General features: G+C 62.3%; 25 protein-coding genes and 1 tRNA gene. 17 read left to right on the top strand and 9 right to left on the bottom strand.

Translation table 11 applies throughout. The annotated features are described in order from the left end of the window. Positions 1–41: 41 nt before the first annotated feature. Positions 42–344 (bottom strand): hypothetical protein, encoded by a 303-nt coding sequence (locus ACK59Z_RS19005; RefSeq protein ID WP_021782550.1) that lies wholly within the window; start codon positions 342–344, stop codon positions 42–44. A gap of 148 nt (positions 345–492) precedes the next feature. On the opposite strand from ACK59Z_RS19005, the gene ACK59Z_RS19000 reads away from it, so the two are divergent. Then, entirely contained in the window at positions 493–1,155 is a 663-nt protein-coding gene (locus tag ACK59Z_RS19000; protein ID WP_003255898.1) for a glutathione S-transferase, read from the top strand. Between the two features lie 106 nt (positions 1,156–1,261). Here ACK59Z_RS19000 and argH read toward each other — a convergent pair whose 3' ends face one another. Continuing rightward, positions 1,262–2,656 carry an argininosuccinate lyase gene (argH, locus tag ACK59Z_RS18995; protein ID WP_003255897.1) on the bottom strand — a complete coding sequence of 465 codons (1,395 nt, stop codon included), beginning with the start codon at positions 2,654–2,656 and terminating at the stop codon, positions 1,262–1,264. Between the two features lie 297 nt (positions 2,657–2,953). Here argH and ACK59Z_RS18990 point away from each other — a divergent pair, with 297 nt between their 5' ends. The 7 genes from ACK59Z_RS18990 to ACK59Z_RS18960 all read left to right on the top strand — a co-directional run bounded on the left by ACK59Z_RS18990 (position 2,954) and on the right by ACK59Z_RS18960 (position 9,333). Next, positions 2,954–3,697, top strand: a complete 744-nt coding sequence (locus ACK59Z_RS18990) for a LytTR family DNA-binding domain-containing protein (protein WP_003255896.1) — start codon at positions 2,954–2,956, stop codon at positions 3,695–3,697. 118 nt (positions 3,698–3,815) lie between these two features. Next, positions 3,816–4,757 carry a hydroxymethylbilane synthase gene (gene hemC, locus ACK59Z_RS18985; protein WP_108190273.1) on the top strand — a complete coding sequence of 314 codons (942 nt, stop codon included), beginning with the start codon at positions 3,816–3,818 and terminating at the stop codon, positions 4,755–4,757. Next, positions 4,754–5,521, top strand: a complete 768-nt coding sequence (locus ACK59Z_RS18980) for a uroporphyrinogen-III synthase (protein ID WP_003255894.1) — start codon at positions 4,754–4,756, stop codon at positions 5,519–5,521. The genes hemC and ACK59Z_RS18980 overlap by 4 nt, the downstream gene beginning before the upstream one ends. 45 nt (positions 5,522–5,566) lie before the next feature. Next, positions 5,567–6,667, top strand: a complete 1,101-nt coding sequence (locus ACK59Z_RS18975; protein ID WP_003255892.1) for a uroporphyrinogen-III C-methyltransferase — start codon at positions 5,567–5,569, stop codon at positions 6,665–6,667. Next, complete coding sequence (locus ACK59Z_RS18970; protein ID WP_108190272.1) at positions 6,664–7,902, top strand: heme biosynthesis protein HemY; 1,239 nt, start codon at positions 6,664–6,666, stop codon at positions 7,900–7,902. The genes ACK59Z_RS18975 and ACK59Z_RS18970 overlap by 4 nt, the downstream gene beginning before the upstream one ends. 222 nt (positions 7,903–8,124) lie before the next feature. Then, the gene (locus tag ACK59Z_RS18965; protein ID WP_108190271.1) at positions 8,125–8,631 is read left to right on the top strand and encodes a disulfide bond formation protein B; all 507 of its coding nucleotides are present in this window, start codon (positions 8,125–8,127) and stop codon (positions 8,629–8,631) included. A gap of 231 nt (positions 8,632–8,862) precedes the next feature. Continuing rightward, complete coding sequence (locus ACK59Z_RS18960; RefSeq protein WP_003255887.1) at positions 8,863–9,333, top strand: Rsd/AlgQ family anti-sigma factor; 471 nt, start codon at positions 8,863–8,865, stop codon at positions 9,331–9,333. Between the two features lie 8 nt (positions 9,334–9,341). On the opposite strand, the gene ACK59Z_RS18955 is transcribed toward ACK59Z_RS18960, so the two are convergent. Next, a complete protein-coding gene (locus ACK59Z_RS18955) occupies positions 9,342–9,980 on the bottom strand; it encodes an FKBP-type peptidyl-prolyl cis-trans isomerase (protein ID WP_108190270.1) in 639 nt (212 codons plus the stop codon). 178 nt (positions 9,981–10,158) lie between these two features. Here ACK59Z_RS18955 and ACK59Z_RS18950 point away from each other — a divergent pair, with 178 nt between their 5' ends. Further along, a complete protein-coding gene (locus ACK59Z_RS18950) occupies positions 10,159–11,133 on the top strand; it encodes an AlgP family protein (RefSeq protein WP_409293559.1) in 975 nt (324 codons plus the stop codon). Here ACK59Z_RS18950 and ACK59Z_RS18945 read toward each other — a convergent pair. Then, a complete protein-coding gene (locus ACK59Z_RS18945) occupies positions 11,112–11,591 on the bottom strand; it encodes a TIGR02444 family protein (RefSeq protein ID WP_409293558.1) in 480 nt (159 codons plus the stop codon). The two genes, ACK59Z_RS18950 and ACK59Z_RS18945, sit on opposite strands and share 22 nt — an antisense overlap. Before the next feature lie 50 nt (positions 11,592–11,641). On the opposite strand from ACK59Z_RS18945, the gene ACK59Z_RS18940 reads away from it, so the two are divergent. The 3 genes from ACK59Z_RS18940 to ACK59Z_RS18930 all read left to right on the top strand — a co-directional run bounded on the left by ACK59Z_RS18940 (position 11,642) and on the right by ACK59Z_RS18930 (position 14,970). Then, positions 11,642–13,552, top strand: a complete 1,911-nt coding sequence (locus tag ACK59Z_RS18940; protein ID WP_409293557.1) for an ATP-binding cassette domain-containing protein — start codon at positions 11,642–11,644, stop codon at positions 13,550–13,552. Continuing rightward, a complete protein-coding gene (locus ACK59Z_RS18935; protein WP_003255880.1) occupies positions 13,552–14,139 on the top strand; it encodes a mechanosensitive ion channel family protein in 588 nt (195 codons plus the stop codon). Before ACK59Z_RS18940 ends, ACK59Z_RS18935 begins: the two co-directional genes overlap by 1 nt. 198 nt (positions 14,140–14,337) lie before the next feature. Further along, positions 14,338–14,970 (top strand): LysE family transporter, encoded by a 633-nt coding sequence (locus tag ACK59Z_RS18930; RefSeq protein ID WP_003255879.1) that lies wholly within the window; start codon positions 14,338–14,340, stop codon positions 14,968–14,970. 45 nt (positions 14,971–15,015) lie between these two features. On the opposite strand, the gene ACK59Z_RS18925 is transcribed toward ACK59Z_RS18930, so the two are convergent. Together ACK59Z_RS18925 and ACK59Z_RS18920 are read right to left on the bottom strand one after the other, a co-directional pair. Beyond that, entirely contained in the window at positions 15,016–15,771 is a 756-nt protein-coding gene (locus ACK59Z_RS18925) for a slipin family protein (RefSeq protein WP_014861487.1), read from the bottom strand. Between the two features lie 2 nt (positions 15,772–15,773). Beyond that, positions 15,774–17,120 carry an NfeD family protein gene (locus ACK59Z_RS18920; protein ID WP_409293556.1) on the bottom strand — a complete coding sequence of 449 codons (1,347 nt, stop codon included), beginning with the start codon at positions 17,118–17,120 and terminating at the stop codon, positions 15,774–15,776. A 98-nt stretch (positions 17,121–17,218) separates the two neighbouring features. On the opposite strand from ACK59Z_RS18920, the gene ACK59Z_RS18915 reads away from it, so the two are divergent. From ACK59Z_RS18915 to ACK59Z_RS18905, 3 genes are all read left to right on the top strand, one after another. After that, positions 17,219–17,677 (top strand): aminoacyl-tRNA deacylase, encoded by a 459-nt coding sequence (locus tag ACK59Z_RS18915; RefSeq protein WP_003255874.1) that lies wholly within the window; start codon positions 17,219–17,221, stop codon positions 17,675–17,677. Positions 17,678–17,738: 61 nt separating this feature from the next. After that, on the top strand, positions 17,739–17,981 hold the full coding sequence (locus ACK59Z_RS18910; RefSeq protein ID WP_108192045.1) for a DUF2789 domain-containing protein: 243 nt from the start codon (positions 17,739–17,741) through the stop codon (positions 17,979–17,981). A gap of 69 nt (positions 17,982–18,050) precedes the next feature. Further along, complete coding sequence (locus ACK59Z_RS18905; RefSeq protein WP_108192046.1) at positions 18,051–18,689, top strand: NADH:ubiquinone oxidoreductase subunit N; 639 nt, start codon at positions 18,051–18,053, stop codon at positions 18,687–18,689. A gap of 6 nt (positions 18,690–18,695) precedes the next feature. Here the strand turns inward: ACK59Z_RS18905 and ACK59Z_RS18900 are convergent, their stop codons facing one another. From ACK59Z_RS18900 to ACK59Z_RS18890, 3 genes are all read right to left on the bottom strand, one after another. After that, positions 18,696–19,133 (bottom strand): CBS domain-containing protein, encoded by a 438-nt coding sequence (locus tag ACK59Z_RS18900; RefSeq protein WP_003255870.1) that lies wholly within the window; start codon positions 19,131–19,133, stop codon positions 18,696–18,698. Between the two features lie 170 nt (positions 19,134–19,303). Continuing rightward, positions 19,304–21,034, bottom strand: a complete 1,731-nt coding sequence (locus ACK59Z_RS18895; protein WP_108192047.1) for a dipeptidase — start codon at positions 21,032–21,034, stop codon at positions 19,304–19,306. Between the two features lie 162 nt (positions 21,035–21,196). Further along, positions 21,197–21,273 (bottom strand) — tRNA-Arg (locus ACK59Z_RS18890). A gap of 30 nt (positions 21,274–21,303) precedes the next feature. Here ACK59Z_RS18890 and ACK59Z_RS18885 point away from each other — a divergent pair. Both ACK59Z_RS18885 and gabD read left to right on the top strand, forming a co-directional pair. Continuing rightward, positions 21,304–21,522: an aryl-sulfate sulfotransferase gene (locus tag ACK59Z_RS18885; protein ID WP_004576384.1), complete on the top strand. Its 219-nt coding sequence runs from the start codon at positions 21,304–21,306 to the stop codon at positions 21,520–21,522. A 219-nt stretch (positions 21,523–21,741) separates the two neighbouring features. After that, positions 21,742–23,184 carry an NADP-dependent succinate-semialdehyde dehydrogenase gene (gene gabD / locus ACK59Z_RS18880; protein ID WP_003255867.1) on the top strand — a complete coding sequence of 481 codons (1,443 nt, stop codon included), beginning with the start codon at positions 21,742–21,744 and terminating at the stop codon, positions 23,182–23,184. Positions 23,185–23,222 lie beyond the last annotated feature (38 nt).

Genomic DNA, 23,222 nt, shown 5'->3' with positions numbered 1-23,222 from the left:
GCGGCACCGTCAGCGGTGCCTGATCTTCGAGTGTAGCCGGGTTATTCGTCGTCGCCTTGATCCATCTCAGGCGGCAGCTCCGGCAGTGCCCGCAGAGCGTTCTCATACCACTCGCCGTTGAACGCACGGTCCTCTACCAGCATGTTGTCGATTTCGAAGGCCAGCACATGGGCCATCAGGTTCAGAATGTCTTCACGCTCATAGCCGACCAGCGTCAGCTTGTTGAAAGTGGCCTTTGCTGCAGGCGGCTCGCCGCTCTCGATCTGGTTTTCGATGGCTTGGGTCAGTGTTGCCTCGGCGAAGGCTTCGTCGTCGTCATTGCCGATGTCGGTGGGCTCGCTCATGGCGGTACTCCTAGGATGGGATGCAACAGTGTGCCATGCCTATGGCGGCAATGCCTGGGCATTGACGCGGTGCATGACGCTGGTCAGCGGCAGGCGTTCAGTCTATAAAAGCCAGGCCAACCCCTTACGGCCTGGAGGCTGTTACCTCATGCTCAAGCTTCATGGATTTTCGGTCAGCAACTACTACAACATGGTAAAGCTGGCCCTGCTCGAAAAAGGCCTGCCTTTCGAGGAAGTCACCTTCTATGGCGGCCAGGCGCCACAGGCGCTGGAAGTGAGCCCGCGGGGCAAGGTGCCGGTGCTTGAAACCGAACATGGCTTCCTCAGCGAAACCAGTGTGATCCTCGACTATATCGAGCAGACCCAGGGCGGCAAGGCGCTGCTGCCAGCCGACCCGTTCGGCCAAGCCAAGGTGCGGGAGCTGCTCAAGGAAATCGAGTTGTACATCGAGCTGCCTGCGCGTACCTGTTATGCCGAGTCGTTCTTTGGCATGTCGGTCGACTCGCTGATCAAAGAGAAAGCGCGTGCGGACCTGCTGGCCGGGTTTGCCACGCTCAAGCGCAACGGGCGCTTTGCCCCCTATGTTGCGGGCGAGCAGTTGACGCTGGCAGACCTGATGTTCTGCTTCTCGGTCGACCTGGCCAACGCGGTGGGCAAGAAGGTGCTGAGCATCGACTTCCTGGCGGACTTCCCGCAGGCCAAGGCGTTGCTGCAACTGATGGGGGAAAACCCGCACATGGCGCGGATCTTGGCGGACAAGGAAGCGTCGATGCCGGCCTTCATGGAGATGATCCGCAGCGGCAAGCGCTAAGATTTGTGTTGGGTCATTCGCGGGTAAACCCGCTCCTACAGGTAAAGCACAACCGTTGTAGGAGCGGGTTTACCCGCGAACGAGGGCGAAGCCCTCGCCCCGGAGGTTAGCGAGACGCCAACAGGGCCTTGCCACGAACCACGGCAGCACGCACCTGCGCCGGCGCCGTACCACCAATGTGGTCACGCGCATTCACCGAGCCTTCCAGCGTCAGCACGGCAAACACGTCCTGCTCGATCTGATCGCTGAACTGGCGCAGTTCGTCCAGGCTCATCTCGGCCAGGTCCTTGCCAGTGTCCACACCATACTTCACCGCGTGGCCAACGATCTCGTGACAGTCACGGAATGGCAGGCCACGGCGAACCAGGTAGTCGGCCAGGTCGGTCGCGGTGGAGAAGCCACGCAGGGCCGCTTCACGCATGATGGCGTGCTTGGGCTTGATCGCCGGGATCATGTCAGCAAAGGCCCGCAGCGAGTCGCGCAGGGTATCGGCGGCGTCGAACAGCGGTTCCTTGTCTTCCTGGTTGTCCTTGTTGTAGGCCAGTGGTTGGCCTTTCATCAGGGTCAGCAGGCCGGTCAGGGCGCCGAACACACGGCCGCTCTTGCCGCGTACCAGCTCTGGCACGTCCGGGTTCTTTTTCTGCGGCATGATCGAGCTGCCGGTGCAGAAGCGGTCCGGAAGGTCGATGAACTGGAACTGCGCACTGGTCCACAGCACCAGCTCTTCGGAGAAGCGCGAAAGGTGCATCATCGCCACGCTGGCAGCGGCGCAGAATTCGATGGCGAAATCACGGTCCGACACGCCATCCAGCGAGTTGCCGGCTACGGCTTCAAAGCCCAGCAGCTTGCAGGTCAGTTCACGGTCGATCGGGTAGGTGGTGCCGGCCAGCGCGGCGCTGCCCAGTGGCATGCGGTTGGTGCGCTTGCGGCAGTCGACCAGGCGCTCATAGTCGCGGCTGAGCATTTCGAACCACGCCAGCAGGTGGTGGCCAAAGGTAACCGGCTGCGCCGTCTGCAGGTGGGTGAAACCAGGCATGATGGTTTCGGCTTCACGCTCTGCCTGCTCCAGCAGGCCCTGCTGCAGGCGGGTGATTTCGCCCAGGATCAGGTCGATTTCGTCGCGCAGCCAAAGGCGGATGTCGGTGGCCACCTGGTCGTTGCGGCTACGGCCGGTGTGCAGCTTCTTGCCGGTGATGCCGATGCGGTCGGTCAGGCGTGCTTCGATGTTCATGTGCACGTCTTCAAGGTCGACACGCCAGTCGAAGTTGCCGGCTTCAATCTCGCCCTGGATGGTTTTCAGGCCATCGATGATGGTGTCGCGCTCGGCATCACTGAGCACGCCGACCTGCGCCAGCATGGTGGCATGGGCAATCGAACCCATGATGTCGTGACGGTACAGGCGCTTGTCGAAATCTACCGAGGCGGTGAAACGGGCGACGAAGGCGTCGACGGGCTCACTGAAGCGGCCGCCCCAGGACTGATTGGTCTTGTCGGTGCTCATGGATTCACTCATTGCAGGCGTGAACGAAAAAGTGGCGTCGATGATAGCAGGGTTGGGCTGGCTGCCGCAGGGCGCCGGTCGAGAGAAATGCCCGGAAAATCGCATAGAAGGATTTCAAGGAATGAACGGCAGTGTTCCACGGACCGTCTACAGTTGGACAAAGGACTGGCAGTGAATCTGCCGGGCCGAGTGAATCTTTGGCCATCGCACCGGTCTAGAGCGTGACCGCAGTGTCGCTCGAACCACACCTGTCTACGCTATACCTGTGCGAGACTCATTCAGGAATCCAGCGCAATTATGAATGTCCTGATCGTTGATGACGAACCCCAAGGCCGTGAACGCCTCAGCCGGCTGCTCGGCGAACTGGAGGGTTACACTGTGCTGGAGCCCAGCGCCACCAACGGCGATGAGGCCTTGGCGCTGATTGAAAGCCTCAAGCCCGATGTGGTCCTGCTGGACATCGGCATGCCAGGCCTGGATGGCCTGCAGGTTGCCGCTCGCCTGTGCGAACGCGAGGCGCCGCCGGCGGTGGTGTTTTGCTCCGGGGATGATGAATACGGTGCAGAGGCATTCAAGGACAGTACCCTCAGCCATGTGACCAAGCCCTTCCAGGCCCAGGCCTTGCGCGATGCCTTGCGCAAGGCCGAAAAACCCAACCGCGCCCAATTGGCGGCGCTTACCCGGCCGGCCAATGAAGGCGGCGGCCCTCGCAGCCATATAAGTGCCCGCACGCGTAAAGGCATCGAACTGATCCCTTTATCCCAGGTGATCTATTTCATTGCCGACCACAAGTATGTGACCTTGCGTCACGAAACCGGGGAGGTGCTGCTTGACGAGCCACTCAAAGCCCTGGAAGACGAATTCGGCGAACGCTTCGTGCGCATCCACCGCAATGCGTTGGTCGCCCGCGAGCGCATCGAACGCTTGCAGCGCACCCCGCTGGGGCACTTTCAGCTGTATCTGAAAGGCCTGGACGGCGATGCCTTGACCGTCAGCCGTCGCCATGTGGCCGGTGTGCGCAAGATGATGCAGACCCTCTGAGGCCCTTGGACTCGGGCCGCTCCTGCACCTGACTGCGTGTGGCCTGTTGATCCGTATCTGCAAGCGATACCGGCGATGCTGTTATGATCGGCGGTATTTCTCTGGATCGGGGCGTTTCATGTCCACTCGCGAAATCCGCATTGCCACCCGTAAAAGTGCTTTGGCCCTGTGGCAGGCCGAATACGTCAAGGCCCGCCTCGAGCAGGCCCACGCCGGTCTGCAGGTGACCTTGGTGCCCATGGTCAGCCGCGGCGACAAGTTGCTCGACGCGCCGCTGGCAAAAATCGGCGGCAAGGGGCTGTTCGTCAAGGAACTGGAAACCGCGCTGTTGGACAACGAAGCCGACATCGCCGTGCACTCGATGAAAGACGTGCCCATGGACTTCCCCGAGGGCCTGGGCCTGTACTGCATCTGCGAGCGTGAAGACCCGCGTGATGCCTTCGTTTCCAATACCTTTGACAGCCTCGAAGCACTGCCCGCCGGCAGTATCGTCGGCACCTCAAGCCTGCGCCGTCAGGCCCAGTTACTGGCGCGCCGCCCAGACCTGCAAATCCGCTTTCTGCGCGGCAACGTCAACACCCGCCTGGCGAAGCTGGATGCCGGCGAGTACGACGCCATCATCCTCGCCGCGGCGGGCCTGATCCGTCTGGGCTTCGAGGACCGCATCACCTCCACCATCAGCGTCGATGACAGCCTGCCGGCAGGTGGTCAGGGCGCGGTGGGCATCGAGTGCCGCAGTGCCGACGTTGAGATCCATGCACTGCTGGCGCCACTGCACCATGTCGACACCGCTGACCGGGTGATCGCCGAGCGCGCCCTGAACAAACGCCTGAATGGTGGCTGCCAAGTGCCGATCGCCTGCTACGCGGTCCTTGAAGGTGACCAGCTGTGGCTGCGTGGCCTGGTCGGCCAGCCTAGCGGCGGGACCTTGCTGGTGGCCGATGCCCGTGCACCCCGTGCCGCTGCCGAGGCCCTGGGCGTACAGGTGGCCGAAGACCTGCTGGGGCAGGGCGCCGAGGCCATTCTGAAGGAAGTCTACGGCGAGGCCGGTCACCCGTGAGCCAATGGCGCCTGTTGCTGACCCGGCCTGCCGAGGACTGCGCGGCGCTGGCGCAAAGCCTGGCGGCAGCGGGCGTGGGTAGCAGTTGCCTGCCACTGCTGGAAATTGAACCTATTACCGTGCAAGCCCCACAGCGACTGTCGCTGGAGGGCTTGCATGACTTCCAGGCGATCATTGTGGTCAGCAAACCGGCCGCCCGGCTGTTGCTTGAGCATCTGGCCGAGACCAGCATCCAGCCTCCGCAGCGGGGCTGGTTCACCGTGGGTGAGGCAACCGCTGGGGTGCTGCAGGGTGCAGGGCTGGAGGTAAGCTTTCCGCCGCGTGGCGATGACAGCGAAGCCTTGCTGGCACTGCCGGCCCTGCGCCAGGCACTTACCGAGCCGGCACCGCGTGTCTTGATCGTTCGCGGCGTCGGAGGTCGCGAACTGCTGGCAGAGCGTCTTGCAGAGCAAGGTGCTAGTGTCGAATATCTGGAACTGTATCGTCGCTGCCTGCCGGCCTACCCGGCGGGTACGCTGATGCGCCGCATTGAAGCGGAACGCCTCAATGGCCTGGTGGTCAGCAGTGGGCAGGGTTTTGAACATTTGCAGCAGATGGCCGGTGCCGATTGGCTGCGGTTGGCCCAGTTGCCGTTGTTCGTGCCCAGCCCGCGGGTCGCCGAGCAGGCCAAGGCCGCCGGGGCCCAACAGGTTGTGGATTGCCGTGGCGCCAGTGCCACGGCCTTGCTGGCAGCCGTGCAGCGTAGCGCTGCACCTGCCTCTTAAGGCGCTAAGCTGAATGCGGTGCGCCCCCATGCAAAGGATGGATACGTGAGCGAGACTGTCTTGTCCAATAACGATCAACCGTCGGCACAGGCGCCTGCGGAACCCGTTACCACCCCACCTGCCAAGCGCTCCGGCAGTGGCCTGGCAGCGCTGGCCTTGCTGCTGGGTGCGGCCGGGGTGGCGGTAGGTGGCTGGGGTGTCTGGCAGGTGCGTCAACTGCAGGGCAGTGAGTTCAACCAGGGCCAGCACATCGAGGCGCTGACCCAGCGCGCCGAGGCGCTGCAGCAACGTGAACAGCAGATCAGTGCGCAACTGGCCAGTCTGCCAGCCGCCAGTGAGCTGGAAGACCGCCGGCGTTTGGTAGCCCAGTTGCAGGGCGACCAGCAGCGTCTCAGCCAGCGCCTGGAAACCGTGCTGGGAGAAAGCCGCAAAGAGTGGCGCCTGGCCGAAGCCGAGCACCTCCTGCGGCTGGCTACCCTGCGCCTTTCGGCGTTGCAGGACATCACCAGTGCCAAAGCCCTGGTCGAAGGCGCCGACGAGATCCTGCGCGAGCAGAGCGACCCGGGTGCCTTCGCTGCCCGCGAGCAACTGGCACGCAGCCTGGCCACGCTCAACAGCACTCAGCAACCGGACCGCACAGGCCTGTTCTTGAAGCTGGCTGCGCAGCGTGAGCTGGTACAGCAGCTGAGCGCCCAGTCCCCCGAGTTCGACAGTAACGCCGATGCGCTTGGCGCCCTGACCGCCGACGGTGATGGTGCCAGCAGGCTGTCGCAGTGGTGGGCAGAAATATCCAAGTACTTCCAGATTGACTTCAACGCTGATGAAAACGTGCGTCCGTTGCTGGCCGGGCAGCAACTGAACCAGCTGCGCCTGGCCCTGAGCCTGACTATCGAGCAGGCCCAGTGGGCGGCGCTCAATGGTGATGCCAAGGTTTACACGCAGGCGCTGGACGACGCCCGCAGCGTACTGCTGGCCAACTTCAATGCAGACAACCCGCAAAGCAAGGCCATGCTCGACAGCCTCAATGCGTTGGCCGATCAGCCGGTGTCGGTGGTTACCCCTGACCTTAGTGAAAGCCTGGCGGCAGTGCAGGCCTATATTCAGCGCCGTCACCTGCCGGCCGAGGCTGAAGGGGGCAAGCCATGAAGCGTGTCTACCTGTTGGCCGTGCTTGCGATCGTGGTTGCTGCGGCACTGGGCATCGCGGTCGCCAAGCACAGCGGCTATGTACTGATTTCCTATGGTGGCTTCCGTTATCAGTCGGGGCTGTGGGCTGCCTTGGCGGGTATTTTGGCGGTCGTCCTGCTGCTGTGGTTGCTGCGCTATCTGGTCGGCCTGGTGCTGACTTCCAGTGGTGTGGTCAACCCGTGGTCACGGCGTAACCGCAGCCGACGTATCCGCCTGGCGATCGAACAGGGCCAGCTCGATCTTGCCGAAGGCCGCTGGGCCAGTGCCCAACGGCACTTGCACCGTGCCGCCGAGGCTGAGCGCCAGCCGTTGCTGTACTACCTTGGTGCCGCGCGTGCCGCCAACGAGCAAGGCCGCACCGAAGACAGCGACAACTTGCTGGAGCGTGCCCTGGAGCGCCAACCGCAAGCGGAGCTGGCCATTGCCCTGACCCATGCCCAGTTGCAAATGGACCGTGGCGAAAACGATGGGGCCCTGGAAACCCTGCTGGCCATGCAGGAACGCCACCCGCACAACGGCCAGGTGCTGCGCTTGCTGCAACGCCTTTACGTGGAGCGCGGCGACTGGTCTGCACTGATCCGCCTGATGCCCGACCTGCGCAAGGGTAAAGTGCTGCCCGCCGCCGAGCTGGCTGCTCTGGAACAACGCGCCTGGGGCCAGAACCTTAGCCTGGCGACCACCCGTGGCGAAGATGCGCTCAGTGCACGTCAATCCTTGGAGCGCGCCTGGCAGCAGCTGACCGCAGCCCAGCGCCAGGAGCCACAACTGGTGCTGGCGTACGCCGAGCAACTGCGCCAGGTAGGTGCCCAGAACGAGGCCGAACAGGTGCTGCGCACGGCCCTCAAGCGCGACTACGAAAGCCACCTGGCCCGCCTTTACGGCCTGGTGCGTGGTGATGACCCGGCGCGTCAGCTGCAAACCGCTGAAGGTTGGCTCAAGGCTCACCCGCAAGACGCCAGCCTGCTGCTGACCCTGGGCCGTCTGAGCCTGCAAAACCGCTTGTGGGGCAAGGCGCGTGACTACCTTGAAAGCAGCCTGCGCATGGAGCGCAACCCCGAGGCCTGTGCAGAGCTGGCCCGCCTGCTCGCGGGGCTAGGCGAGACCGAGCGCAGCAACCAGCTGTTCCAGGAGGGCCTTGGCCTGCTGGACGAGCGCCTGCTGGCGCTGCCTTTGCCAGAAGGCGTACGCGCCTGACCTACCCCAAGGCCCGCGCAAAGGTGCGGGCTTTGGGGGCAGGTAATTTATCTTTCGCTGTCAGTTTGATCTGAAGTCCATTTCTTCCGTCGCCTCCTACGGAATATCTGGAAATTTCCTACGCGATTCAGTGACTTGTCGTTGCTGTCGTGCCTTGAAACAAAGCGTGTCTTTCCTCTACCGTTTCAAGCCACTACTTTTTCCCCGGGACCTTCACCGCCCATGCTGCCGGCCCGTTTGCGCACCTTTTTTCTTCCTGCCTGCCTGGTCGCACTGGCGGTACTGGTTGCGTCTTTCCGTCTGGAAAACACAGTGGGGCTGATGCCGTGCCCGTTGTGCCTCAGCCAACGGTTGCTGCTTGGCGTGTACGCGCTGCTGTGCTTCGCAGCCGTGCTGCAGGCGCCGGGCACGCGGGGCATCCTTCGTTATGCTCGGCTGGCGCTGGGCTGCTCGCTGGCCGGCGCATTGCTGGCAGCACGGCATGTCTGGTTGCAGGGGGCTGAGGGGGTCAATGAGGTATGCCCGGTGCCGATCGGGCGAGTGTTCGAGCAATCCTGGGGTGAGGCGGCACGGCAACTGTTGCTGGGTGGCCCGGATTGTCGTTCGCTTGCCTGGAGCTTTCTCGATCTGACACTGCCGGAATGGAGCCTGTTGGCCTTCCTGCTGCTGGCGGTGCTGCCCTTGAGTTGCCTGCTGGCGTATCGTTTCCGCACCCTGGCAAGAACATGACCTGGCGCAAGGTTGTGCCATTAGCGCGACCAATGGTGATGTAACAGGGTATTAAACACTTGTATGAACTTTGTGTGCTGCGTACCTTGAAGGGCAGCACGCGCGGGAATAATCTCCCAGCACGCATACCGGAAAAACAACTGCTCGATGCCGTCCTGCTGATGTCACCTTTGTGCTGCGCGGTCGTGGTGCGAGGTGCAGCGGCATCTACCCAGAAGGGAAGAGATCGCCATGCTCGATAGTTGTCAGAACGCCCAGGAACGCTGGGGTGGGGTTCACAAGCTGATCGACCGTTGGCTGGAGGAGCGCCAGGAACTGGTGCAGGCTTTCCGCGCCCTGCGCGATGTGAGGCCAGCCTTCGCCGACAAGGACACCAACGGGGACTTTTGTGCCCTTCTGGTCGACTACGTTTCGGCGTGGCACTTCGAAGTCTGCGAGCAACTGGTCAGCGAGGCCAAGGCGTTCGGAGACAAGAAGGCGCTGAAGCTGGCCGAAGAGATCAACCCACGGATCAACGACAGTACTCAGATCGCACTGGCCTTCAATGACCATTGCACCAAGGGGGAGTGCAAGGACACCGAACGCTTTGCCGAGAAGCTGGCCAAATTGGGCGGGTTGTTGCATGAGCGCTTCGAGCTTGAAGACTGCCTGATCGAAGTGCTGCACAACGCACACAAAGAAGAGGGTGCAGTGCAGGCCTGAGGTTGACGTCAGTCGCCAACCGCCAGCAGTTCGATCTCGAATACCAAGGGGGTGTAGGGTGCAATCAGGTCTCCCGCCCCCTCGGCGCCATAGGCTTGCGCTGAAGGTATTACCAAGCGCCACTTGGCGCCGGTGTGCATTTTCGGCAAGGCGACCTGCCAGCCTTCGATAACCGAATCCAGGTTGAACCATTGGGGGGTCTGGTTCTGGTCGAATACCGAGCCATCCGGCAATCTGCCCACATAGCGTACCTGCACTTTGCCGCCCGCTTTTGGCTGTGCACCCGTGCCTGCCTGCAATTCGCTGTACAGCACACCTTCCGTTAGTTCGTGCACCCCATAACGCCCACGTTCATTAGCCATGAAACGCGTTTCGGCGGCCTGCAGCTTTTGCACAGCGGCGTCGCCTTCCTGGGTTTCATGCTGCTGCAGCACCGCCTGCATGCGTGCCTTGTCGAGTTTCAGGGGTTGCCCCTGATAGGACTGCTTCAGGCCTTCGACCAGTGCGTCCAGTTGCAAGCCCGGCATCTCCTGGCGCAGGCGCTCACCCAGGCTGGCACCCAGGCTGTAGGCCAAATCGTGGTCGTCGTTGTCGGCCAAGGCGAGGGGTGCCATCAGGCATAAGCCTAAAACAAGATATCGAGGCAACGCCTGACTCCCAAATACCAGCAATGATTAATTCAGCAACTACACTTTCACGCAGCTGCAAGATAACAACTTTGCCCAGGCATGCAACGCGGCGTAAACATTACGGTCAACATGCCCTAGCGGCGGTAGCAGCAGAAGCATAGTATGAGCCGCAATCTCGTCAGCCAGGAGGTAAACCATGTCGGCCAAAAAGAAGCCAGTAAGTACGCCGTTACACCTGCTCCAGCAACTTTCGGGCAGCTTGCTCGAACACTTGGAAGAGGCCTGCTCGCAAGCGCTGGCTGATGCGGAAAAACTGCTGGCGAAGTTGGAAAAGCAGCGTGGCAAGGCGCAGGAAAAACTGCACAACGGTCGCCTGAAACTGCAAGACGCGGCCAAGGCGGGTAAAGCCAAGGCGCAAAGCAAGGCGCAAAAAGCCATCGGTGAACTTGAAGAACTGCTCGAGTCTCTCAAGGAGCGTCAAACCCAGACGCGCTCTTACATTCAGCAACTCAAACGCGATGCTCAGGACAGCCTCAAGCTGGCTCAGGGTGTAGGCAAGGTACGCGAAGCTGCAGGCAAGGCCCTTGATCAACGTGCGGCCAAACCGGCTGCCAAGGCAACCGCTTCCGCCAAGCCTGCGGCCAAACCGGCTGCCAAGGCGACCGCTGCTGCCAAGCCTGCGGCCAAACCAGCTGCCAAGGCGACCGCTGCCGCCAAGCCTGCGGCCAAACCAGCTGCCAAGGCGACCGCTGCCGCCAAGCCTGCGGCCAAACCGGCTGCCAAGGCGACCGCTGCCGCCAAGCCTGCGGCCAAACCGGCTGCCAAGGCGACCGCTGCCGCCAAGCCTGCGGCCAAACCGGCTGCCAAGGCGACCGCTGCTGCCAAGCCTGCAGCCAAACCGGCTACCAAGGCGACCGCTGCTGCCAAGCCTGCAGCCAAACCGGCTACCAAGGCGACCGCTGCCGCCAAACCTGCGGCCAAGCCAGCTGCCAAGCCGGCCGCAAAACCAGCTGCCGCCAAGGCTCCTGCACGCACGGCCGCCAAACCCGCCGCCAAGCCTGCTGAAGCCAAACCCGCTACACCGGCCGCCACAACCAACTCGGTGAGCCCGCCTGCTGCTGCACCGTCGGCACCTGTGAGTACTCCGGCTCAGGTACCTTCGGCGTCCTGAAGCGCAGCCGCTGCGACGCGCAACTGAACTAGCGCGTCATGATGCAGGGCCTGGTCCGGTGCCAGCCGGGCCAGCCAGTCGTCCGCGGGCTCATGGGAGCCCACGGGCCACTGTTGCGAGCGTTCCTGCAAGCGCTCCAGCAAGGCTTTCTCAGCCTGCAACTCCAACCCCTTCACCTGCTCACGTAATGCCGCCAGTTGTGTATCACCCGATGCTGTGGCTCGCCATTCCTGGCGCAGGCTGCGCAGCGGGGCGACCACGTCACGCTGCCAGGGCTTGGCAAGTTCCTGCAGTGCTTGCGCACGTTCGCCCAGTACGGCCACACCACGTGCTTGCAGCCAGGTCGCGCACAGCAGCAGGCAGACATCGCCACCCAGTGCCTGCAATTCAAGGCAGGCGGCTTCCACGCCGGGCCTGGCATACAGGGCCAGGGCGTAATTCCACAGGTCGGTGTGCATGGTTCCACTCGCGCTATGGGCCGAGGAAGCTGGTAGACTCCGCGACCATCATGATCAGACTATCCAACCTCACTTTACAGCGTGGTCCGCAGCGCTTGCTAGAAGGCGCCGAGATGACCCTGCACGCCGGTCACAAGGCCGGCCTGATCGGCGCCAACGGCGCCGGAAAATCCAGCCTGTTCGCCTTGCTGCGCGGTGAGCTGTCGCCCGATGCCGGTGACTGCCAACTGCCCGGTGACTGGCGCATCGCCCACATGCGCCAAGAGGTCGACACCCTCGACCGCCTGGCTGTGGACTATGTGCTTGACGGCGACGTGCGCCTGCGCAAGGTCCAGGCCGAACTGGCCGCGGCCGAGCAGGCCCACGACGGCACCGCCCTGGCGCGCCTGCACAGTGAGCTGGAAAGCGCCGACGGCTATACCGCCGATGCCCGTGCGCGCAAGTTGCTGGCTGGGCTGGGCTTCACCAACGAACAGATGGACCGCCGTGTCGGCGATTTCTCTGGTGGCTGGCGGATGCGCCTGAACCTGGCCCAGGCACTGATGTGCCCGTCCGACCTGTTGCTGCTCGACGAGCCCACCAACCACCTCGACCTCGACGCGATCCTGTGGCTGGAAGACTGGCTCAAGGGCTACCCCGGCACGTTGTTGCTGATCTCCCACGACCGTGACTTCCTCGATGCCGTGGTCGACCATGTGCTGCACGTCGAGCAACGCAAGCTCAACTTGTACAAAGGCGGCTACACCGCCTTTGAGCGCACCCGTGCCGAGCGCTTGGCGCAGCAGCAGCAGGCCTACGAGAAGCAGCAAGCGCAGCGCGCGCACATGGAGAAGTACATTGCCCGCTTCAAGGCGCAAGCCACCAAGGCCCGCCAGGCGCAAAGCCGAATCAAGGCCCTGGAGCGCATGGAAGAGCTGTCGGCGGCGCATGTCGATTCGCCGTTCGACTTTGTCTTCCGTGAATCGCAGAAAATTTCCAGCCCGTTGCTGAGCCTTTCCGAAGGTCGCCTGGGTTATGGCGACAAGGCCATCCTCGACAAGGTCAAACTGCAGCTCACCCCAGGCGCACGTATTGGTCTGCTCGGGCCCAACGGCGCCGGCAAGTCGACCCTGATCAAGAACCTTGCAGGTGAGCTGGAGCCGTTGTCGGGCCGTCTGGTTCGTGGCGAGAACCTGGCTGTAGGCTACTTTGCCCAGCACCAGTTGGACTCGCTGGACGACAAGGCCAGCCCGCTGCTGCACCTGCAGCGCATCGCCCCTGCCGAGCGTGAGCAGACGCTGCGCGACTTCCTCGGCGGCTTCGATTTCCATGGTGCCCGCTGCGACGAGCCGGTGGTTAACTTCTCCGGTGGCGAAAAGGCCCGCCTGGCACTCGCGCTGATTGCCTGGGAGCGGCCAAACCTGCTGCTGCTTGACGAACCGACCAACCACCTGGACCTGGAAATGCGTCTGGCACTGACCATGGCCTTGCAGGAGTTTGCCGGTGCAGTGGTGGTGGTGTCCCACGACCGTCATTTGCTCAAGAGCACCACGGACGACTTCCTGCTGGTGGCCGACGGTAAGGTCGACACCTTCGACGGTGACCTGGAGGACTACAGCCGCTGGCTGGTCGAGTACCGCCAGCGCAGTGCGCCGGCCAGTACTGCACCGGCCAACCCGGACAAGACCGACAAGAAAGCCCAGCGCCAGGCTGCCGCAGCCTTGCGTCAGCAGTTGGCACCGCACAAGAAGGCTGCCGACAAGCTGGAAACCGAGCTCAACCAGGTGCACACGCAATTGGCCGAGATCGAGACCGCGCTGGGTGAAGGTGGCCTTTACGAGGCGGCGCGCAAGGACGAGTTGCGCGACCTGCTGGCGCGCCAGACCAAGCTCAAGCAACGCGAAGGCGAGCTGGAAGAGGCCTGGATGGAAGCGCTGGAAACCCTTGAAAGCATGCAGGCCGAACTCGAGGCGTTGTCCTGATGGAGGAACTGCGTTCGCTGCTGCCAGGGCAATGGATGGACACCTTCTGGCTGGGTTTGCAGATCCTCTTGATCCTGGCCGCGGCGTTCGTCCTGCAGCGCATCATTGCTCGCGGGTTGAGCCGCCTGGGCCAGCGTTACCCGTTACCGCCGGAGCTGCTGGTGCCCGTGCGCGGCGGCCTGCGCTGGCTGATCATGGGCAGCGCGCTGCTGTTCGTGCTGGAGCGCATGGGCGTTTCGGCAACCGTGTTGTGGACAGCACTTTCCGGCTTCGTAGCGGTAGCGGCGGTGGCCTTCTTCGCCATGTGGAGCGTGCTGTCCAACCTGTTGTGCGCGGTGTTGATTTTCACGGTCGGGCCGTTTCGCATCGGCGATGTGGTCGAGCTGGTCGACACCCTCGACAAGCCAGGCGTGAAAGGCCGGGTGATTGCTATCAACCTGCTGTTTACCACCCTGCTGGAAGTGCCCGAAGCGGGCGGGGCGCTGGTGCAGGTGCCCAATAGTCAGTTCTTCCAGAAGTCGGTGCGGCGCTGGCGCGGTGCCGAGGTACAGGCCCTGCACAAAGAAACAGCTGCCGAAGCGGACTGAACCTGTACTGGCCCCTTCGCGGGCACGCCCGCTCCCACAGGTATTCCACAGCGTCTGAAAATGCACTGTAGGTGTGGGAGCGGGTGTGCCCGCGAAGAGGCCAGGTCAGGCACCACAAATCCATCAGAAAGCACTGGTTATTTTTTCGCCAAAACCTTAGCTTAACGTTTTGCAACAAATGTTCGAGCGAGGTGTGTGATGTCGATGGAAGTTTGGTTAGGCTTCTTTGCCGCCTGCTGGGTGATCAGCCTTTCACCCGGTGCCGGGGCGATTGCCTCAATGTCCAGCGGCCTGCAGTACGGCTTCTGGCGTGGTTACTGGAACGCCCTGGGCCTGCAGCTGGGCCTGATCATGCAGATCGCCATCATCGCCGCCGGCGTCGGTGCCGTCCTGGCCGCCTCGGCCACGGCGTTCCAGGTCATCAAGTGGTTTGGCGTCGCCTACCTTGTGTACCTGGCCTACAAGCAGTGGCGTGCCCTGCCGATGGACATGAGCGATGAATCAGGCGTGCGCCCGATCGGCAAGCCGTTGAGCCTGGTGTTCCGTGGTTTCCTGGTCAACATCAGCAACCCCAAGGCGCTGGTGTTCATGCTGGCGGTGCTGCCGCAGTTTCTCAATCCCCATGCGCCGCTGCTGCCGCAATATGTGGCGATCACCGTGACCATGGTCACGGTCGACCTGCTGGTGATGGCGGGGTACACCGGGTTGGCTTCGCATGTGTTGCGCATGTTGCGCACCCCCAAACAGCAGAAGCGTTTGAACCGCACCTTTGCCGGGTTGTTCATTGGTGCAGCCACCTTCCTCGCGACCTTGCGCCGCGCGCCGGTCTGACAGGCCGCATACAGGCCATTCGCGGGCAAGCCCGCGATTGGCCCATCACTCTTTCTCCTTGTCCACCAAACCCTTCAGCAGATCTATCGGCAGCGGGAAGACGATGGTCGAGCTCTTGTCCCCGGCAATCGTCCCCAGCGTCTGCATATAGCGCAACTGCATCGCCCCCGGCTCCTTGCTCAGCATTTGTGCGGCTTGCATCAGTTTCTCCGACGCCTGCAGTTCACCCTCAGCATGAATCACCTTGGCCCGACGTTCGCGCTCGGCCTCGGCCTGGCGGGCGATGGCGCGTACCATCGACTCGTTCAGGTCAACGTGCTTGATCTCGACGTTGGCCACCTTGATGCCCCAGGCATCCGTCTGCGCGTCCAGCACCTGGCGGATGTCCAGGTTCAGTTGCTCGCGTTCTGCCAGCAGCTCATCCAGCTCGTGTTTGCCCAGCACCGCACGCAGGGTCGTCTGGGCCAGCTGGCTGGTTGCCACCAGAAAATCCTCAACCTGAATGATCGCTTTCTGCGGGTCGAGCACGCGAAAGTACAACACTGCGTTGACCTTGACCGAAACGTTGTCGCGGGTGATCACATCCTGCGGCGGCACATCCAGTACCACTGTGCGCAGGTCGACCCGCACCATTTGCTGGATCACCGGGATCAACAGGATCAGCCCCGGCCCTTTGACCTGCCAGAAGCGCCCCAGCTGGAACACCACGCCGCGCTCGTATTCGCGCAGGATGCGAAACGCCGACAGCACCAGCATGGCCAGCACAATCAGAACGGCGCCGAAACCGACTTGCATGAACATGGTTATTCTCCTTGCGTCGCTGGGGCGGCGGCGCTCACTTCCAGCATCACGCCATGGCGCGCGGTCACCCGTACGTTCTGGCCAGTTTGCAGCGGCGTTGCGCACTGCACTTGCCATTGCTCGCCCTGAGCCAGCACCACACCACAGAAGGGGTCGCTTGCCATCACCTGGGTGACGGTAACCAGGCTGCCGACCAGGCCGGCGTCGCCGCTGACCAGTGCCCGTCGGCGGGCCTTGAGGGCCATGCCCAGCACGCCACCGATCAGGAGTGCCGAGAGCAGCGCCAAGGTGCCGATCAAGGCCAGCGGGATGCCGAAACCGGGGGCGTCGGTGTCGATCAGGATCAACGCGCCGACCACAAAGGCAACGATGCCGCCGAAGCCGACCACGCCGAAACTGGGCAAGAAGGCTTCGGCGATCATGAAGGTGATGCCAAGCAGGATCAGCGCCACCCCGGCAAAACTCACCGGCAATAGCTGCAGCGCATACAGCGCCAGCAGCAGGCAGATACCACCTACCACACCGCCCACCGCAGAGCCGGGGTTCATGAATTCGAACAACAGGCCGTAAACGCCGATCATGATCAGGATCAGCGCTACGCTGGGGTTGGTGATTACCGCCAGAACCCGTGTGCGCCAGTCCGGCAGGTGCTCGACCACGCTGGCGCCTGCGGTCTGTAACTGGCGTGGCTGGCCGGCCACCTGGAGCGTTTTGCCGTCGAGCTCGCGCAGCAGGTCAGGCAGGTCATCGGCCACCTGATCGATCACGTTCAGCCGCAAGGCCTCGTTTGCGGACAGGCTGACCGCCTCGCGCACGGCCTTCTCCGCCCAGTCGGCGTTGCGGCCGCGCATCTGCGCCAGGCCACGGATGTAGGCGGCGGCGTCGTTGATCTGTTTGCGTGCAAGGGTTTCATCGTCGCCGCCTTTTGCCTTGTCATCAGTGGGCGTGCCAGGCGAGCCGCCGATCCGCACGGGCGTGGCGGCGCCCAGGTTGGTCCCGGGCGCCATCGCTGCAATATGGCTGGCGTAGAGAATATAGGTGCCGGCGCTGGCGGCGCGGGCGCCGCTGGGGGCAACGTAGCTGGCGACGGGTACGGAGCTGGCGAGAATCGCCTTGATCATCTGGCGCATGGCACTGTCCAGCCCGCCCGGGGTATCCATGCGGATAACCACCAGTTGCGCGCCTTGCGCCTGGGCCTGGCCGAGGCTGCGCACCAGGTAGTCGGCGCTGGCCGGGCCGATGGCGTCGTCAATGCCCAGCACCCACACCGCGCCGGGCGCTGCCTGGCCACCTGGCGTGATGCCAAGCAACAACAGTAGCAACAGCCAACGCCAGCAGCGGGCGATCACCTGTCGTCACCTCATTTGCGCGTATTACACAAGTTTAGCCCCGCCCACCCGTACCCGGCCTAAAATTGAAGATTGGGGGGCGAAACCGGAGGTGCATCATGCGTATGGCAAAGACTCTGCAGGCCCGCCTGGACAAGGCCAACTGCGACTACGACATCATTCCCCACCCACATTCGGCCACCAGCCTGGAGTCGGCCCGAACGGCCGGCGTGCCCGCCGAGCGGGTCGCCAAGTCGGTGATGCTCGATGACCGTCATGGCAACTACATCATGGCCGTGCTACCGGCCAACCGGCACCTGGACATGACCAAGGTGCGTATGTCCGGGGCCTGGCATCTGACCCGTGAAAGTGGTCTGCCGAGCCTGTTCAATGACTGCGAACGCGGTGCCGTGCCGGCCCTTGGCGATGCTTACCAGATAAAAATGCTGCTCGACCCGAGTCTTACCCGCCAAGGCGATGTCTACCTGGAGGCGGGTGACCACGATCACCTGATTCACATGAGCATGGAGCAGTACATGAAACTGGTGCCGCACGCCGAAGTGCGCGAGCTGTGCTGATGTTTTCAAACCAATGCCAGGCGTGCGTCGTGGACGGCTTGCCTGGCGCTAAGGAGGAACCATGGAAGCGCCGATCCATCCCTTTGCCGACCTGTTCAAGCAGTTGGGCTTGCCCGACGATCCCACGAGTATCGATCAGTTCATCAGCAGCCATTCCCCGCTGAAGAACGAAATAAAGCTGGTGGATGCGCCGTTCTGGACCGACTCACAGCGTGCATTTCTCCAGGACATCATCATTGAAGATTCCGATTGGGCCGTGCCCTTCGATCAACTCAACGAAGCCTTGCGCCGCCCCCGAAAATAAAGCGCCGAGCGGCACCTGACGAGTGATCGGCCGTTGCTATGCTCAGGAAAACAATAAGGGGATAGCGCGATGAAAGATCCCTACGCACCAGGTTTCTGGTGTTCCGTGACGATCCTGGGCACCCTGACGGCCAGTTACTTCTATGGCATCAGGCAGACGCAACAGATGAACCAGGCCGTTCATTTCCTGTATGCCGCTGCCGCAGTCACTGTAGCGGTTGCACTGCTGGCGCTGACATGGATCGCCTGGCAGCAGTTGCGCCTGAACAAGCGCGAAGTGGTGCAGGGGCGAACGTTGCTGACCATCTGGAACACCAAGGTTGCGCTACGCCGCGTCGAGACGGTTTTCGACCGTTATTTCTGGGGCAGCTACTGGCATTCGGGGCGTACCTTCGAAGAGGTCATGGGCGAGCTCAGGGGCACTCCGCTGGAGCAGAGCCTGGATGCGCTGAAGCGCCAGTGCCGGGTGCTCGACCGCGAAATCCATGACCGCCATCACCACTGGCTGGCCAATGCTCGCGACCTGTCCAGCGTGGCACAGGCGATGGCCCGTGAACGCTACCAGCTGGACCTCGGCGAGCCCACGCACAGCGGCCACGGCAATACGGCAGTGCTCAACCGTGACCTGGAAGTGCTGGTGTACACCTGGTCGGCGCGCTTGCGTAGCTTCGACCATCAGCTGGACGAACTGGAGCGCGCCTACCATTGAGGCGCTTCATTCGCCGCGGATGTACTGCTCCATTTGCTTGATCAGGCTCGCCTGTTCGTCAATGGTTTCCTTGACCAGGTCGCCGATCGACAGAAGGCCGAGCAATCTGCCGTTGTCGACCACCGGCAGGTGACGCAGGTGCCGGTCGGTCATCAGGTTCATGCAGAAATCGAGCTTTTGCTTGGGATCCACAGTGACTACCGGTGCGCTCATGATTTCGCGTACCGGCGTAGCGGCGGAAGAGCGGCCCTTGAGGACCAGTTTGCGCGCGTAGTCCCGCTCACTGACGATGCCCACTACCTGGCCACCCTCGACCACGGGCAGCGCACCGATGTTTTTCTCCGCCAGCAGTTTCAGGGCGTCGAGCACCGAGTCATCCGGGCCGATGGTGTACACGGTCTGGTGCTGGGACTTGGTCTTGAGGATTTGTTCGACGGTCTTCATACGGGCCTCTGCGGGTGAAAAAAGCACTGTCTCGGAGTAACTAAAGCATCCGGTACGGCGCTCTGCACGGCAATGCAGGAAACGGCATGGAGGCGATTGAAAAACGTCATGGCTGTTCGCTTGTAGCGGCCTTTTCGCGGCTAAAGCCGCGAAAAGGCCGGTACTGCCCATCAAAGCTTCGGCATCTGCCCGATCCGCGCCACCATTTCGCTCACCACCTGCAAGTCCAGCATGAACTGCTCCACGGTCTTGAACTCGTTGTCGTTGTGCCCGGTGTACTTCACGTCCGGCATGGCCAGGCCAAATTGCACACCGTTGGGAAGATCGTGCACCGAAGTCGCGCCGGCCGAGGTACCGAACTCATGCTTCATACCCAGGTTCTCGGTGGCCACAGCGAGCAGGGCCTTGACCCATTCGCCTTCAGGGTTGCGGTACATCGGCTCGTCCAGGCTGAAGTCGAACGCCACCGAGGTGTTGCTTTGCCGGGTCCATTTGCCCAGTTTGTCGGCCAGTTCGTCCTTGATCGTGGCGATCGGCTTCCCCTTGGGAATGCGCAGATTCACCGCAAGTTTCAAGCCTTTGTCATCCACCCCGACAAAAGTCAGCGAGGTGGTCAGCGGGCCCATGAACGGGTCCTTGAAGGCCACGCCTAGCGTGTTACCCAGGTAGTCCAGGCCCCAGTTTTCGGCGGCGTAGCGGGCCGCGTCGGTAAAGTGGTTGTGCTTGAGCGACACCTGCTGGCCGAGGCCATTGATGAAGTCGAGCATACGCGCCACCGGGTTGATGCCGGATTCCGGCTCCGAAGAGTGTGCGGAAACACCGGTCACGGTGAGCAAGACTTGCTTGCCGTCGGCCTTGGCGTCGATGCTGAAGTCGCTTCCATGCTGCTTCACATATCTGGCGCCGGCTTGCTGCAGGTGCTTGGCCAGCTGTGCCGGGTTGTCAGAAATCAGGGTCGCAACCGAAGTTGTCGGGATCTGGTTGGTGGCCAGGCCACCGGTCAGGTTGACGATCTCGGCACCCTTGCCGCTGGCTGGGCGTTTGGTGAAGCTGGCCATGACCGTGCCGTAGCCTTTCTCGGCAATCACTACGGGGTAGCCGCCGTCGAGGGCCAGGTTGTAATCGGGCGTAGGGTTGCGCTCAAAGTAGTAGGGGATGGCATCACCGCTGGTTTCTTCGGTGGTGTCGATCAGCAGCTTGAACTGCCGGGCGAGCGGCAGGTTTTCGTCCTTGGCCACTTTCAGTGCGTACATCGCCACCACGATGCCGTTCTTGTCGTCTTCGGTGCCGCGGCCGTACATGCGGTCACCCACCAGGGTGACCTTGAACGGGTCCAGGCGCGTACCGTCGGCCAGCTTCCAGTTGTCCGGGTTGACCGGCACGACGTCAGCGTGGGCATGGATGCCGATCACTTCCTTCCCGCTGCCCAGCGAGATCTCGTACACCCGGTTGTCGATGTTGCGGAAGGCCAGGCCGAAGCGGTCGGCCAAGGCCTTGATCTTGTCGGCGATCTTGAGGAATTCAGGGTTTTCGTACTGCGGTGTACCCTCGACATTGAAGGTGGGGATGGCTACCAGTTCGCGCAGGGTTTCGGTAGCGGCTTTGCCGTACTTGATGCGGGTATACAGGCCGAGCAGGCGGTTGATCTCGTCTTGTTGCCCGGCGGCCAATGGCTTGTTGGCCAGGTAGGCGTCGACGGTTGCCTCGAGGTTGTCGGCCTTGCCCAGGTCGCTGCCTTTGAGCTTGCCGAGGAATTGCCTGAAATCGCTTGGGTCGCTGCCGTCGAAGGCTTTGACGATAGCTGCGGACTGCTGCTGGGTGAGGTTGGCTTGGGCAGGCTGAGTGAACAGGCCAATGCCGGCCAGCAGCAGGGTGGTGGCGGTGAGTTTTTTCAACTGCATGGTTGTGCGCATTCCTTTGCCAATCATTGTTATGGGTTACCCGTTCGGAGAACGGGAAGACGCCCACGCTAACATCAATGACCCGTGGCACGGGAGTACCAGAAAGGTGACATGGCGCACAAACGAAAAAGCCCCGGGCTCAGGCCCAGGGCTTTCTTGATATGGCGCACTCGGCGGGATTCGAACCCACGACCCCTGCCTTCGGAGGGCAGTACTCTATCCAGCTGAGCTACGAGTGCAACGCGCACGCATGATACCCATCTGTATCGTTGACGTCCATCGCCTTGATCTGTAGCTGTTTTTACCGTGTTGGCTGTGCAGATCCCCGGGGCCGGATACACGACAATACCGATCAAACTGTCGGCCAGGGTGGAACCGGCCGTAACTGGACCCGCGTCAATGCCGTCGACTACGCTGCCGATGGCGACAGCATCATCGTTTCAGCCCACCATCAGGGTGTGTTGAACATTGGCTTTGACAAGCAGTGAAACGATTTTTGGCGTCGCCCCGAGTCCGGCCGCCGCATCGTCTACCCTTCAGCGGCCATTCTGCGGGCGATTTCAGATGGGCTGTTCAACCATTCGTTCTTTTTTTCGAACAGCCTATTGTCCAACACCCCAGCAGCCGCTTAGCATTCGTTTGAGATTTCAAACGCTCGATGCCCTGCCTTGGGCGCTTTTCAACAATCAACAATTCGGGAAGCCGACATGCAGCTCAAAGACGCTCAGTTGTTCCGCCAGCAAGCCTATATCAATGGTGAGTGGCTGGATGCGGACAACGGCCAGACCATCAAGGTGACCAACCCGGCCACCGGCGAAGTCATCGGTACCGTGCCGAAGATGGGCACCGCGGAAACTCGCCGTGCCATCGAAGCCGCCGACAAGGCCCTGCCGGCCTGGCGTGCCCTGACTGCGAAAGAGCGCTCGGCCAAGCTGCGTCGCTGGTTCGAACTGATGATCGAGAACCAGGACGACCTGGCTCGCTTGATGACCACCGAACAGGGCAAGCCGCTGGCCGAAGCCAAGGGCGAAATCGCCTACGCGGCCTCGTTCATCGAGTGGTTCGCCGAAGAAGCCAAGCGCATCTACGGTGACACCATCCCAGGCCACCAGCCAGACAAGCGCCTGATTGTCATCAAGCAGCCAATCGGCGTTACCGCGGCCATCACCCCGTGGAACTTCCCGGCCGCCATGATCACCCGTAAAGCCGGCCCGGCCCTGGCCGCTGGCTGCACCATGGTCCTCAAGCCGGCTTCGCAAACCCCATACTCCGCTCTGGCCCTGGTCGAGCTGGCCCACCGTGCCGGCATCCCGGCTGGCGTGCTGAGTGTGGTTACCGGCAGCGCCGGCGAAGTTGGCGGCGAACTGACCGGCAACTCCCTGGTACGCAAGCTGTCCTTCACCGGCTCGACCGAAATCGGTCGCCAGCTGATGGAAGAATGCGCCAAGGACATCAAGAAGGTTTCCCTGGAGCTGGGTGGCAACGCCCCGTTCATCGTGTTCGACGACGCCGACCTGGACAAGGCGGTCGAGGGCGCAATCATCTCCAAGTACCGTAACAACGGCCAGACCTGCGTCTGCGCCAACCGTATCTACGTGCAGGACGGCGTCTACGACGCGTTCGCCCAGAAGCTGGCCGCTGCAGTTGCCAAGCTGAAGATCGGTAACGGCCTGGAAGAAGGCACCACCACTGGCCCACTGATCGACGGCAAGGCTGTCGCCAAGGTCCAGGAACACATCGAGGACGCCGTCAGCAAAGGCGCCAAAGTGCTGTCCGGTGGCAAGCTGATCGAAGGCAACTTCTTCGAGCCGACCATCCTGGTTGACGTACCGAAGACCGCTGCTGTCGCCAAGGAAGAGACGTTCGGCCCACTGGCGCCGCTGTTCCGCTTCAAAGACGAAGCCGAAGTCATCGCCATGTCCAACGACACCGAGTTCGGCTTGGCCTCGTACTTCTACGCCCGTGACATGAGCCGTGTGTTCCGTGTCGCCGAAGCCCTGGAGTACGGCATGGTGGGTATCAACACCGGCCTGATCTCCAACGAAGTGGCGCCGTTCGGTGGTATCAAGGCTTCGGGCCTGGGCCGCGAAGGTTCCAAGTACGGTATCGAGGACTACCTCGAAATCAAATACCTGTGCATCAGCGTCTGATAGCACGGTAAAGGCTTTACCTCTGCCAGCGGGGCGCG

It is taken from the genome of Pseudomonas sp. KCJK9058 (assembly GCF_046230975.1).
Taxonomy (GTDB): domain Bacteria; phylum Pseudomonadota; class Gammaproteobacteria; order Pseudomonadales; family Pseudomonadaceae; genus Aquipseudomonas; species Aquipseudomonas alloputida.
This window is presented reverse-complemented; position numbering and strand designations above follow the sequence as displayed.

Bases quoted from the DNA above. Each gene is read 5' to 3' on its own strand.
- ACK59Z_RS18905 (WP_108192046.1), top strand. From the start codon at position 18,051: ATGAAAGATCCCTACGCACCAGGTTTCTGGTGTTCCGTGACGATCCTG.
- ACK59Z_RS18940 (WP_409293557.1), top strand. From the start codon at position 11,642: ATGATCAGACTATCCAACCTCACTTTACAGCGTGGTCCGCAGCGCTTG.
- ACK59Z_RS18915 (WP_003255874.1), top strand. From the start codon at position 17,219: ATGCGTATGGCAAAGACTCTGCAGGCCCGCCTGGACAAGGCCAACTGC.
- ACK59Z_RS18935 (WP_003255880.1), top strand. From the start codon at position 13,552: ATGGAGGAACTGCGTTCGCTGCTGCCAGGGCAATGGATGGACACCTTC.
- ACK59Z_RS18990 (WP_003255896.1), top strand. From the start codon at position 2,954: ATGAATGTCCTGATCGTTGATGACGAACCCCAAGGCCGTGAACGCCTC.
- ACK59Z_RS18925 (WP_014861487.1), bottom strand. From the start codon at position 15,771: ATGTTCATGCAAGTCGGTTTCGGCGCCGTTCTGATTGTGCTGGCCATG.
- ACK59Z_RS18960 (WP_003255887.1), top strand. From the start codon at position 8,863: ATGCTCGATAGTTGTCAGAACGCCCAGGAACGCTGGGGTGGGGTTCAC.
- ACK59Z_RS18950 (WP_409293559.1), top strand. From the start codon at position 10,159: ATGTCGGCCAAAAAGAAGCCAGTAAGTACGCCGTTACACCTGCTCCAG.
- ACK59Z_RS18910 (WP_108192045.1), top strand. From the start codon at position 17,739: ATGGAAGCGCCGATCCATCCCTTTGCCGACCTGTTCAAGCAGTTGGGC.
- ACK59Z_RS19005 (WP_021782550.1), bottom strand. From the start codon at position 344: ATGAGCGAGCCCACCGACATCGGCAATGACGACGACGAAGCCTTCGCC.
- ACK59Z_RS19000 (WP_003255898.1), top strand. From the start codon at position 493: ATGCTCAAGCTTCATGGATTTTCGGTCAGCAACTACTACAACATGGTA.
- gabD (WP_003255867.1), top strand. From the start codon at position 21,742: ATGCAGCTCAAAGACGCTCAGTTGTTCCGCCAGCAAGCCTATATCAAT.
- ACK59Z_RS18970 (WP_108190272.1), top strand. From the start codon at position 6,664: ATGAAGCGTGTCTACCTGTTGGCCGTGCTTGCGATCGTGGTTGCTGCG.
- ACK59Z_RS18930 (WP_003255879.1), top strand. From the start codon at position 14,338: ATGTCGATGGAAGTTTGGTTAGGCTTCTTTGCCGCCTGCTGGGTGATC.
- ACK59Z_RS18895 (WP_108192047.1), bottom strand. From the start codon at position 21,034: ATGCAGTTGAAAAAACTCACCGCCACCACCCTGCTGCTGGCCGGCATT.
- ACK59Z_RS18900 (WP_003255870.1), bottom strand. From the start codon at position 19,133: ATGAAGACCGTCGAACAAATCCTCAAGACCAAGTCCCAGCACCAGACC.
- ACK59Z_RS18945 (WP_409293558.1), bottom strand. From the start codon at position 11,591: ATGCACACCGACCTGTGGAATTACGCCCTGGCCCTGTATGCCAGGCCC.
- ACK59Z_RS18965 (WP_108190271.1), top strand. From the start codon at position 8,125: ATGCTGCCGGCCCGTTTGCGCACCTTTTTTCTTCCTGCCTGCCTGGTC.
- hemC (WP_108190273.1), top strand. From the start codon at position 3,816: ATGTCCACTCGCGAAATCCGCATTGCCACCCGTAAAAGTGCTTTGGCC.
- argH (WP_003255897.1), bottom strand. From the start codon at position 2,656: ATGAGCACCGACAAGACCAATCAGTCCTGGGGCGGCCGCTTCAGTGAG.